At 38.6% G+C, this 11,905-nt stretch carries 10 protein-coding genes and 5 pseudogenes; 9 read left to right on the top strand and 6 right to left on the bottom strand.

The genetic code is table 11. From position 1 onward, the window contains the following. Positions 1–123: 123 nt before the first annotated feature. The 4 genes and pseudogenes from HUK45_RS09825 to HUK45_RS08960 all read left to right on the top strand — a co-directional run. Entirely contained in the window at positions 124–453 is a 330-nt protein-coding gene (locus tag HUK45_RS09825; protein WP_235972103.1) for a transposase family protein, read from the top strand. Positions 454–465: 12 nt separating this feature from the next. Beyond that, a complete protein-coding gene (locus HUK45_RS09830; protein ID WP_268890014.1) occupies positions 466–948 on the top strand; it encodes a transposase in 483 nt (160 codons plus the stop codon). A gap of 76 nt (positions 949–1,024) precedes the next feature. Beyond that, positions 1,025–1,411: an ISL3 family transposase gene (locus HUK45_RS09835; RefSeq protein WP_413230833.1), complete on the top strand. Its 387-nt coding sequence runs from the start codon at positions 1,025–1,027 to the stop codon at positions 1,409–1,411. 39 nt (positions 1,412–1,450) lie between these two features. After that, positions 1,451–1,896: pseudogene (locus HUK45_RS08960) on the top strand (replication initiator protein A); the annotation flags it as partial. Between the two features lie 81 nt (positions 1,897–1,977). Here the strand turns inward: HUK45_RS08960 and HUK45_RS09630 are convergent. From HUK45_RS09630 to HUK45_RS08975, 5 genes and pseudogenes are all read right to left on the bottom strand, one after another. Beyond that, positions 1,978–2,085, bottom strand: coding sequence for a hypothetical protein (locus tag HUK45_RS09630; protein ID WP_413230832.1), 108 nt, complete (start codon positions 2,083–2,085; stop codon positions 1,978–1,980). A gap of 62 nt (positions 2,086–2,147) precedes the next feature. Then, complete coding sequence (locus HUK45_RS09635; RefSeq protein ID WP_235972104.1) at positions 2,148–2,618, bottom strand: transposase; 471 nt, start codon at positions 2,616–2,618, stop codon at positions 2,148–2,150. After that, positions 2,581–2,877: a hypothetical protein gene (locus tag HUK45_RS09640; protein ID WP_235972105.1), complete on the bottom strand. Its 297-nt coding sequence runs from the start codon at positions 2,875–2,877 to the stop codon at positions 2,581–2,583. Before HUK45_RS09640 ends, HUK45_RS09635 begins: the two co-directional genes overlap by 38 nt. Positions 2,878–3,477: 600 nt before the next feature. Then, positions 3,478–3,651: a CsbD family protein gene (locus HUK45_RS08970; RefSeq protein WP_191912024.1), complete on the bottom strand. Its 174-nt coding sequence runs from the start codon at positions 3,649–3,651 to the stop codon at positions 3,478–3,480. Between the two features lie 162 nt (positions 3,652–3,813). Beyond that, positions 3,814–4,564: pseudogene (locus tag HUK45_RS08975) on the bottom strand (UPF0236 family transposase-like protein). 1,165 nt (positions 4,565–5,729) lie between these two features. Between HUK45_RS08975 and HUK45_RS09645 the strand changes: the two are divergent. The 4 genes and pseudogenes from HUK45_RS09645 (at position 5,730) to HUK45_RS08995 (ending at position 9,096) form a co-directional block, all read left to right on the top strand. Further along, positions 5,730–5,816, top strand: a complete 87-nt coding sequence (locus HUK45_RS09645) for a hypothetical protein (protein ID WP_225435680.1) — start codon at positions 5,730–5,732, stop codon at positions 5,814–5,816. Between the two features lie 897 nt (positions 5,817–6,713). Continuing rightward, entirely contained in the window at positions 6,714–7,628 is a 915-nt protein-coding gene (locus tag HUK45_RS08985) for a metal ABC transporter solute-binding protein, Zn/Mn family (RefSeq protein WP_191912025.1), read from the top strand. A gap of 2 nt (positions 7,629–7,630) precedes the next feature. Further along, positions 7,631–8,300: pseudogene (locus HUK45_RS08990) on the top strand (ATP-binding cassette domain-containing protein). Continuing rightward, positions 8,300–9,096 (top strand): annotated as a pseudogene (locus HUK45_RS08995) (metal ABC transporter permease). The pseudogenes HUK45_RS08990 and HUK45_RS08995 overlap by 1 nt, the downstream one beginning before the upstream one ends. A 121-nt stretch (positions 9,097–9,217) precedes the next feature. Here HUK45_RS08995 and HUK45_RS09000 read toward each other — a convergent pair. Beyond that, positions 9,218–10,186: pseudogene (locus HUK45_RS09000) on the bottom strand (IS30 family transposase). 1,300 nt (positions 10,187–11,486) lie between these two features. On the opposite strand from HUK45_RS09000, the gene HUK45_RS09005 reads away from it, so the two are divergent. Further along, the coding region (locus tag HUK45_RS09005; protein ID WP_206683833.1) for a YSIRK-type signal peptide-containing protein at positions 11,487–11,905 on the top strand (419 nt) is incomplete at its 3' end.

Here is an 11,905-nt window from a genome sequence, read left to right on the forward strand (position 1 = left end):
ATTCAGCACACTAAAGGCTACCGGTCTTTTCTTTTTTTGTAAATAAGCAAATTGGTATAGAAAAAAGGATTTTCACGACCAGATGATTTATTCATCCAACCTATGAAAATCTTACACTAACACTTGGAATTAGATGAAAAACACTTTGCGGAGACTATTGAAGATCAGGGCGATCGAATCGTTATTCACTTCATTCAATCTTATCCATTACGCTGCCCACGCTGTGGCCAGCCCATGCTTAAAAATGGTTTTAAGACGGTCAACGCTCTTGGACCATCGCTTCACTATAAACCGACAATTTGGTCCATTCGGAAACAAAAATACCTCTGTAAACCTTCCGCTGACTGTCCGACCATGGTTACTAAAATTGCCACAGTCAAAGATATTGATTACTGCAACCACATTGCCTGGGCCATTAAGCAACGGGCAATGATGCTTCTCACGACTAATTAATCGCAGAAAGACTTGGCCAAGAGCCTCGGGGTTTCTGATTGGACGGTCCGCCGGGTTATCACCAGCCTTGATAGTTCCTTCAAGCCCAACTACCGTTGGCTTCCCCGTCACCTGGCTTTTGACGACTTCAAATCTGGAAAGATGGCACCCAGTGGAATGAGTATGATTTTGATGGATATTGAACGTCACCGAACTTTGGACATTATTCTTTCCCGCCGTAATCGTTACTTACGGACCTACTTTCTTCGTTACGACCGTTCAGCCCGCTTAGCTGTCCAGACCGTTACGGTCGATTTATGCACTCCTTATCGGCGCCTAATCCAAGAACTATTCCCGAATGCTATCATTCTTGCGGATCACTTTCATGTCGTTGCCCAGGCCTACCGTGCTCTTAACCAAATTCGGATTCAAGCAATGAATAATGCTGGAAAAGGAAACTCACTAATGGCGTGCGCTGAAATACTTCTGGAAACCCATCCTAACCCCGGCCAGTAAGCTGAGACACGACAACTACTGGTGCCGAGCTAACTTCGGCTATGCCCAATTGACCGATGTCGAAGTTATTCATCGCTTGCTCAATTTTGATGAAGATCTTGCACAGGCTTACCGCTACTACCAAGACTTAATCTTCGCCGTCAGTCAGCGAAGTCATAGTCGACTGAACCAACTGCTGACTACCAAGCTAACGGTGCTTCCGCAGCCCCTGCAAAAGGTACAGCGGACATTACGCCAACACAAAAAAGAAATTCTGCACAGCTTTAAGCATGAGGCTTATACTAATGGCCCCGTTGAGGGCACTAATAATAAGATTAAGGTCATCAAACAGGTTGCCTATGGATTCCGAAACTTTGCCAATTTCAGAATCCGGATATTGCTTGCGCTTCCTAACACTTATATCGCCATTAACTGGAAGAACAAGCAAACAGCCCGTGCCAAAGTCCAGGCACGAGCTGCTTAACAAAACTTATTTGATTTTCTTATCAGTACTTCTTGACGAAGAGCCAAAAATTTCAATTATTATGAAGCCGATAACGTATATGGAGCCTTATTTTTCCAGTTTCCTAAGGTATTAATGTATGGCGAGCAATACAAGCATTTAAGCAGTGACGCTAAATTAGCCTATATAGTACTGAAAGATCGGCTAGAGTACTCTTTGCGCAATCATTGGGTTGATGAAAAAGACCACGTCTACTTTATTTTTACCAATCAAGAATTAATTAATCTGTTTAACTGTTCGGAACATAAAGTTATTAAAATAAAAGCTGAGCTTAAATCAGCCGGCCTACTCTTACAAAAACAAATGGGATTCAACCCAAAGACTAAAAAGAATGAACCGAATCGTCTATACCTTTCTAAGCTCGATGTAAAAGCTACTGATGTTTATTTAAGGGGCGAATATTGGCAAAAAAGCCTGAAACCCTTGCTACAAGCGGAACTGCAAAAAATGCAGTTAATCTATATAAAGACTATAAAAGGCTCTGTGTCCAATACTGTTGATGCGAGCAATAAAAGTGGTATCCACTATTAAACTTGGTACTGCTTTTTTGTTCTCATCATTCGCAAATTAATTCTTGCTATTAAGTGATTGAAGTTTTGCAGGCTGAAGGCCGTGCGCTGGATTTGTTTAATCATGCGGTTAGTGCCTTCCAATGGACCATTAGATTCATCGCTTCCCGCCGCATTAAGCACTATTTCTAAATTTCGGCGTAATGTTTAATAACAGTCGCCATTGGCTTGCTAAGCTGATCGTAATGATAGTTATAGAGTGTCTCTGCCAAAGTATCTTTGTTACGTGTAGCTAGATCATTCATAACGACGTAGTCGTTATTTAGCTTGGCATCTAACTCGAGTCCTAGGCTAATCCGTTCATTAGTCTTTACTTTTTGATGAATATGACGATCATAGTATTCGTTGTTATCGGTGAGAGCATGGTCGTTTTTGAGGTATAAACGCCAGAAAAATTTGAGAAGTTTATATTCACGCGATTGATATTTATAACGTTTCATCCACTGACTACGATACTGATTAAATGCTCTGGTAATCATGGCGATAATATGAAAGCGATCAATGATGATTTTGGTATTGGAAAAGAGTTGATAAACAATGTCTTGATAATAACTATTAAGATCAATCGTAATGGTTTCGACCCCTTTGACGAGCGGCAAGATCCAAGCATTCAAAGTATTTGATATTGGAAGACTTGAAGCGATTAGAAAGGATTTTAATAATGCGATGGTTATTACTGCCATCGATACAAATAAAGTGTAATTGATGATGAACCCCGCGAAACTCGTCAAATGCCAGATGTTTCGGTAGCGTGGTCGGAAATACGGGATTATCATCGATTAATCGACCAACGGTCGATGGAGAAACATTGTTATCCGTGGCGATACATTTTTGAGTGCGATCATCTTGTAAGTTCATGATCACTTTAGCCTTGGTTCGGTTAGAAATGTTACAGTATTTATCCACTAGCGGAATTTTAGCCGTGATCGTATGACCACAATTTTGATCAAAACCGGGTGACTAGCATTGTCACTGGTATAAGTAATTGTGGAGATATAATTGCCATTATGTACTAAAGCTTCAAAGCCACAAAGGTGGCAGCGCTTTTGATGAATAAGTAACGGTGCTTTAACAATGCGGGCCTTAAGATTTTGGAGAAAAGTATAAAAACATCATCAATTTTAATATTTGGGTCTTTAATTTCTAGTAAAGAACGAATAGAATCATTAGTTAGGGTCATATCGATTTTCTTTCTTTAATTGTGGTGGGTTCTGTAATATACGTTTCATCACACTTAACTTCATCAAGCATTTGTTCACGACTCACATGATCTAACCCTAGATATTTCAGAGTCATATTTTTTAATTAGTTGCTAATTAGTGACATGAATAAATCAATGTTATCAAGTAAAAGAAACATTCTCGCCGCTGTAGATTACTACAACGGCGAGAATGCATAGCTCAAACATTTTAGATTTCTAAAATGTTACCTTATACGAGGCATAGAGCCCCCCTCAATTTACTTATTAAATTTACCCTTAACATCTTCGGCGACACTTTCCGCAGCTTCTTTTACCTTGCCGACGGTTTTCTCCAGGATTCCTTCGGCTTTCATTTTCTTGTTATCAGTAACGTTACCTGCTCCCTCTTTTACTGTTCCTTTAATTTTATCTACTGTTCCATTATTTGACATAATAAAATTCCTCCTTGACTCTTCTTCACTACTTCCTAAACTTCTATCTAATTATAACATAGGCAGATTATAAAATAAAATAGAACTCTATCCAAAGCATCTGTTGTGTTTTCATAGGTAGCTTTTAAATAGGTAGTTTTAGTGGTTTAGCGTCTTAAAAAGTTATTCCATTGATTTATTTATCGCAGTGTTAATCGGAATTATTCCTTGCACTGATCTGACTGATGGATTTGTTGGTGCTTTTCTTAGAAACTCTCCAGTTTAGATGTGAATTTCATTTAATAGGCTTGTTTGAGTTACTCTAGAAAGAATAGTTAATTGTTATAAGATTGTATTTAAACTAGCTTTGTAGTTGCCGTTCATTCTGACTTCAATTAAACCGATCAGGGCTTTAGCCTCCCTGCCTAGTCCATGACTTACCCTGTTTTTTCATCCGGTAAGTAAAGACCTGGTGAGAACTTTATACTGAGCCGATTAAATTAATATCCTTAAATTCGCACATTTGTGGTAAGCAGGTCACTGCCAATCCTGCTGTCCAAACAAGGTTCGAAATATAGGCAGTATTGCGCATTGTGGTTGTCTGAGCCATCATCATTAAGTAGTATGTCGATAAACGGCGACGTAGTTTGATTCTTAATTGTTGGTCTAAGTAAGATTCACGTTTCTTTAGTTCATCCTGATAATACCGCCGTTGAAAAGTTACCGGGATAAAGATAAAGTTAAGCGTCCGTGGTTGCTTATTGATGACTTGATAGCATGCTGATGTTTGGAACTTTAAGATTCGATCTAAACTCTCTAAAAAGTTTTATATGATTGCTTGCCCTAACTCCAGCACTCCTAAAATAATCTATTCAGCTTTAAATAAACTGCTTGACTTCACCAAATTCTGCTCAATTTCTGTTAAAACATCCATGAAGGAAGACCTGTCTTTGCTTAGTATTCGACACTAAAGGCTACAGGCCTTTTCTTTTTTTGTAAATATGTAAAATGGGTCTACAAAAAAGATCTTCACGACCAGATGAATTATTCATCTAACCTATGAAAATCTTACGCTAACCTATCCGGACGAAAAATTGGATAGAAAAATGGCCATGAGCCTAATAGTATTTAAAGTGATGAGCTATAAGTAATAGGACTCCATTACCTATGATGCACATTTAACATTATCGGATATAACTATCATTAAAGCCAGCTTAATGATAATCATTCTTAAAAGAAAATTACCAAATAAATAGGTATATCAGTTTGATTATTAACTATGAGTTAAAGCGTTGCACTAAGTTGCATTGCAACGTCAAACAAGCCTAGAAAAAAATTCATCGAGAAGTTGGTGCACCGAGGTCATGAATACCCTCAAACAGAGTATATAGAATTGTGTTCATATTTTCCAGATACCGTTCCAAAACCTTCATAATGGGATAGATAAGGGCTGGCCGGGAATCAGGTGTTTACCGGATGTCAGGGTTTGATGCCGAAAAAGCATAATGACCTCGACTCGTACAAACACGGAGTGAAGTTCGTCAATCAATGTACGGACGAATCTAACTTACGTTAAGAGATTTATCACTCTAGAGCCGATACTTTTCTCTCGGTAAGAATCGAGTATGAGGTGTTGGTCACTCTACAGATCCTAAATCACGGCTGCTGGTTATTCGGTGCCTACTAAGTTGCGATAGTAAGGCGATGACAAGGCATTATCAAAAGTGAAAATCTATGATAAATTTTGTGGCTTAGAGTACCTCTGGAACCTATAAGCCAGTTTATTGCCTGACTGGAAGACGATGCGACCAAAGAATTTATTTGCTTGATTAAAGCCATAAAAAAGCTTAAACAAATTAAGCAACGGTTTTTGTTTTGAGCGAATTCCATGGACAAAAGTGTATTTATAATGTCTGTCTAAACTGCAGTTGTCGCAACTAAAGAAAGTAGTAATGGATGAATATTTGGTTTCTTATCTTGAATTGACGGGTAAGATTAAGCGCCTAAGTAAACAGCTGGAGGATCTTTAACATCGGGAACGCTACTAGGAACCCATTCCTAGACTCCGGTGTTTCAAGGGAATTGATACTGTAGCCACAATGACCATTCATGTGGAAACTTCGGATTTTTCAATATTTCTAAACACTAGAGCTTATACCGCTTACCTAGGTTTAACCCCTAGTTAGCACTCTAGAGTGAAGAATGTAAACTTAGTCCAGATTACTAAGCAAGGTAATTCGACAATCATTACGACCTTAATTGAATCAGCGCAAGGATTAGTAAGTAAAAAGGCTAAAAAATTAAAAACACGTCAGAATAGTCAATAAGGAAGAGCAATTAAGTATGAAGATCGAGCCGTTAATCGACTTCATAAACGTTATGAACGAATGCTTCAAGCGGGGAAACCTAGAAATGTGTCTATTATGGCGATTGCTCAAGAAACTAGCTTGCTTTATTTGGGGTATGGAGAATGGCAAGATTGCGTAATTAATTGATTATACTTTAGAGTATTTTAGATACTTGACTGTACCTGTAGAAGAACCACAGAAAGCTTTACGGTCTACCTACCTACGCTGTCTCGCTTTCTGGCATAATTGGGAATTATTGACCATAGCTCTAACTATTCATGATCTACGTTGGGAGATTATATGAGCTTTACGACGGTGGTAATCAATCCACGAATAACAGAATGGTTAACTGTCGACGGATCATTTTCTAAGGCTTTTCTATGGGAAAATGGCCAGATCGAAATTTCTACTTGACAATGGTCACTTCATAACAGTGAGTATGATTTCATCATCGTCATTGATTATCATGTTTTAATTATTGTAGAGGATGTGGTGATTTGTGGTTGATTAAAACTAGAAATACTATATAAGCAGATTTCAGTATTCGGTAAATTCGAACTCTGAAGCCTTATTTATGTTTGGCAACGGCTTGCTCGTTGCTGTAATCATTCCATAAAGGCTTCATAACGGCTCGCTTCTTTAGTAATTATTCAGTTTAGACTTGCATTCAAGCGGATAGTTCGTTAAAGTATAAATTGCTATTAATAGTAATCGTTACGATTAAAGGAGAAGAAAATGAAAAAGTGTTTTATTAGCATAGGATGTCTAGGTGGCTTGCTAGTTATTATTCTTGCCTTATCTTTTATTCCGTTTAAAACGAATAATTCTGCCCAAAAGCCAATCCGGGTAGTTACCAGTCTTAATTTTTACGGTGAAACAGCAAAAGAGGTTGCGGGAAAGTACGGTAAAGTAACTTCAATTATTGATAATGCGTCTGTTGATCCTCATGACTACCAGCCAGGAACTGCTCAGGCAAATCAAGTAGGGAATGCCAATGTGGTTATTGAAAATGGCTTGGGTTATGATGAATGGCTGAATAAGGTGGTTAAGTCTAATAGTCAACGTTATTCCCCAAAAGTAATTAATGTGGGGCAACTAATGGGGAAGCGTTCGGGTGATAACGAGCATTTATGGTATGAAGCAGTAACAATGAAAAAGTTGGCTCAGCGATTGGCTAATCAATACAGTAGGATTGATCCAGCGCACCGTGATTATTATCAGCAAAATACTCAGAAATACATTGCTTCCCTAAAACCGCTGGACCGAGAAATTGCTCAAATTAAAGCGAATGTTAATTCAGAAAATAATAAAGTGGCAGTTAGTGAACCTGTCTTTGACTATTCATTAACGGCTCTTGGTTACCAAGTAGTGGATCAGCATTTTGAAAAAGCAATCGAGGATGGTAATGATCCATCGCCACAAGATATTCAACAGTTACAATCTGCAATAAAAAATCACGAGATCGCCTTTTTTGTTGAGAATTCTCAAACTAGTGATCACGTTGTTAATGGTTTAGTGAAACTTGCACGAGAAAATAATGTCCCAGTGCTTAAGGTAACGGAAACTAAACCAAATAATACTAAAAATTATCAAGAGTGGATGCTTAAACAGTATCGAGCTCTTTCACGAATTCAGCAGGGAGAAAAGTAAAAATGTCAATTGTTACAGTCAATGATTTAACAGTATCCTTTGGTAACCATCTGGTAATTAATAATTTAAATTTTAGTATTAATCAGGGGGATTTCTTGGTGGTTATTGGCGAAAATGGGGTTGGAAAGACGATCCTTGTTCGCTCACTACTAGGGTTTATTAAGCCGCAAAAGGGGAAGATAATAATTAATTCCACAAACAAAGATTGGCTATGTTCCCCAGTTTCGCAATATTGATCAGGAATACCCACTTTCAATCCGTGACTTTATTGCGTTAAATGTTCATCATAGTTTACTACCGTGGTTAAAGCAGAGTGAACGTCAGCGAGTAGACCAAGTAATTAGTGAAACTAACTTGACGAAGATTGCTGATCGGTCATTGGGATTGGCTTCCGGTGGGGAGAAGCAACGGGCATATTTGGCTCAGACCCTGCTTCCTAATTCTGGATTACTAATCCTTGATGAGTCCACTGCTAGTTTGGATAATGAAATGAAATATGAATTATTGGACCTTGTCACCCGGTTTCAACAACAGGGATTAAGCGTGATGTTCGTGACTCACGATTGGAATTTGGCACAACATTATGGAACCCGTTTTCTTCAAATGACGGGGAATGGTTATTTAACGGGACCAATTAATGAACTTCCTCATCCAGAAAAGGAGGCTGAATAATGTTAACGCTAAGTTTTATGCGCCATGCCTTTGTTGCTAGTACCTTTATTGCAATTGTCAGTGGCTTTGTTGGCGTCTTTGTTGTGCCATGAACCTGTCATTTTTAACCCATACCTTATCTGAGATCGGGTTTGCGGGTGGAGCATTTGCCGTATTTGCTGGCTGGCCGGTTTTAAACGGGATGATTCTCTTTACGATGCTTAGCTCGATTCTTGTTGGGCAAATGAGTATTAAAGAATCTCGTCGCGAAGCAGTTACCAGTGCCGTCTCTGCGCTTTTCATTGGTTTAGGAATCTTTTTTCTCTCCTTAAGCAGCAAAAATGCAAGTTCAGCAATAAATATTTTATTTGGGGAGCGTCGTTGGGATTAATTTAGGTGAAGTTTACCAACTGATATGGCTATCGGTAGCTGTTATTGTCATAATATTTATTACCTATCAACAGCTAAAATTTACTTCGTTTGACGCTATTGGTGCTCGGGTAAGTGGAATTAACGCGGCATTATATTCAGTTATTTTCATTATTGTTTTAGCTTTAAGTGTCAGTGTCGTTGCACAAATCGTTGGTTCGCTGTTAATTTTTATTTTATTAACATTACCTGCTGCTAGTGCACAGTATTTTACCCATGGTGTTGCCAAGATGATTGGTTTAGCCATTCTTTTTCACTTTTAGGAACTTGGTTAGGACTGTTCCTTGGTTACTTAACTAACTGGCCAGTGAGTTTCTTTATTGCCGTGATTGAAGTTGTAATTTACTGCTGTGCTCTGGCTAAGCAAAAACTTAGCGGGGTGGCATAACAAAAAGAAACTTATACAATACCCTTAGGATTGATACCTTATAAATTAAGTGCTCTAGAATTGTTAGACACAAATCTAACGATTCGGGGGTATTTATTATGTCCTGAAATGTCAATTTAAATTAGAAAAATGTTGAAAGCTGTTCATCTGTGATATTCTTCATGAATACTTCAACAGGTGTGCGATAGTGAAGTGATTTCCGTGGAATTCGATTACGGTATGACATGAGTTGGGTAATTAATTCATCAGGTAGGTTGCGGAAGTTTAATCGTTTACTAAGACCGTCACGGCGTAAAATGCCATTATTATTCTCGTTAAGTCCACGTTGATTGGGTGCCCCGACTTCCGCAAAATAAGTATGAATGTCATGCTTATTAGCGATGTCACGCCAACCAGCGAATTCTTTACCGTTGTCAAAGGTAATTGACTTAACCAAGTGACGGGGCATTTTTGAAAGCCATTTATCTAAGTGACAATTAACTGCTTCATCAGTTTTGCGATGAACATTGAGAACAATCATGACTTTGGATTGACGTTCTACCAAGGTCATGACAGCTCCACGATGGGCTTTGCCTTGAACAGTATCGGCTTCAAAGTGACCGAACTCATCCTGGTAATGAGGGAAGTCTTGATAACGTTGATAGATACTGCGTCCAAGCTGACCAGCCTTATCACGTCGTTCGACATAGCCATTGGGGTGACGTTTACCCTTCATCGGTAACTGTTGAGCATTGAAATTATACTGTCCTCGAGCAAATATCCGATAAAGGGTCCGCATACTACAGCTAATGGCATGTTCCTTACGACCAATAATGGTATCCGGTGTCCAGCCAGCTTTAATTTGGTCGTTAATATACTCAACTTCATTTTGGGGTAACTGAGCTTGTTTTCGACCACAGTGACGTTTATTGCGCTAGTATTTTTCAAGATATTGTTCAATGGTTTTACCGCCATTAAGGAAACGATAAATTCGATAAATCGTTTCCTGACTACGCTTGAGAAGTTTGGCAGTTTGATAGGCTTTAGTTCCTTGGTGCCAAAAATCAGCTATGAGGGTTAATCCACGTGTGGTAAGATGTCTATAGGTCATTTGTGATGTTCCTTTACTTTTGTTTGTGGTTATTCAAAAGTCTATAATAAATGGCCTTTTTCTAACTTGATTTTACAAACGGCGTGTCTAAATATTCATATCAATTTAAAGTTAATGCAGTTCAGGAGTATTTCAATAAAAGTCATAACTATTCGGTGGCTTGTCGTCAATTCGGTATGCGTTCTTGAAAAGAATTAAGGACCTGGGTCCATGAAGTTCAGTCACATGGTTATGATATTTTAAAGGGCCATCATAGTTATTCGTTTGACTGTAAACTTCAAGTGGTCCATTAACTATCGCATGCACGAATTAAGTTCATAAAAAGTGAACATTAAATTTAATCTACATCCATCACAAGTTCGTTTGTGGAAAAATGAAGAGATCGTTGGTCTGCGTTCAAAACCTTAAAGGTCAACCAGCTAAAGCCATGAATAAAAAACATTAATCAACTATTAACCCCACTAAAGAAGAAAAGTGTAAGCAAACAATTGCCGATCTAGAAGCAAAGGTAGCCAATCAAAAAATGGAGATCAACATTTTAAACAATTGCAAGCTCTAAGACAGCAGTGCGGTAAGAGCAAGCACTAGCAATTCAAGATCTTAGACCCAAGCATCCATATATTTTAGCATTCCACGACCTACGTTCTACGAACGGCTTGAAGCCACACAGCGGATTTACAAGTATCGTCAGGTCAAACGAGGAATTACGAAGCAATTTAAACTCAGTAAAGAAACCTATGGTTATCGACGAATGTAGCATTGTCTATAGAAGTAAGGTTTCACATATTGCCAAGAAACGGTATGGAGATTAATGAAAAGGCTAAGGGATACTTATTACCAGTTATCGATAAGAACAATGGTTTCATCGTCGCTTACGTGACTTAAACGCATCCTAATATGGATTTAGTTAACACGGTGCTGGCTTATTTCATAAATTACCACAAGGTAGTACCCCTATTCTGCATTCCGATTAAGGTTGGCGATACCGATACCAGTTGTATCAAGCCTTATTAGGGCAACAAATAATCATTCAATCAATGTCCCGTAAGGGAAATTGATTAAATAACTCACCAGTTGACAGATTCTTTAACTTATCAAAAAACGTGAGTGTTTCAATCGGATCAAAATCCGAACATTCTAACAAGTTAAAAATGTCATTGATCAATACATTCATTGGTATAACAATATACGAAATTCAGTAAACAAAAAAGTAATGATATCAAATATATGCATTTGTTTTTATCCCTTTGTCTACTTACTTAAGGTGTAGTATAATAATGTCTAAAGGAGAGAATGTATTATGTATGGAAAAAATAATCAACATTTAATTGAACAAAAAGCAAACCAGCACTACACACGCTGGTCACTGCGGAAATTAAGCATCGGGGTTGCTTCGGTAGCCATTGCTTCCGGTTTCTTTGTATATACCGGACTTGGCCAGGTTGCCCATGCCGATGCTCCATCTGCTGTTGAAGCATCGGTGACTACTCCACAGCCGGGGGGGGAGAGTAAAAGTCAATCCACCAGTACGACTACTGATTCTAATCCCTCGGCGGTCGTAAGTGACCGGGCAACAAATGATGGTAGTGCACCATCAACCACGAAGCCGGCTGCTGTGACGAACCGGAATTCCCAGGACACACCAATCAATATTGACGCCATCGAATCCGGCCATGTAAAGACGGGTGGTCAGCTGACAAACGCGAGCCAAGTGGTCAG

It is taken from the genome of Limosilactobacillus urinaemulieris (assembly GCF_014838745.1).
GTDB classification, from domain to species: Bacteria; Bacillota; Bacilli; order Lactobacillales; family Lactobacillaceae; genus Limosilactobacillus; species Limosilactobacillus urinaemulieris.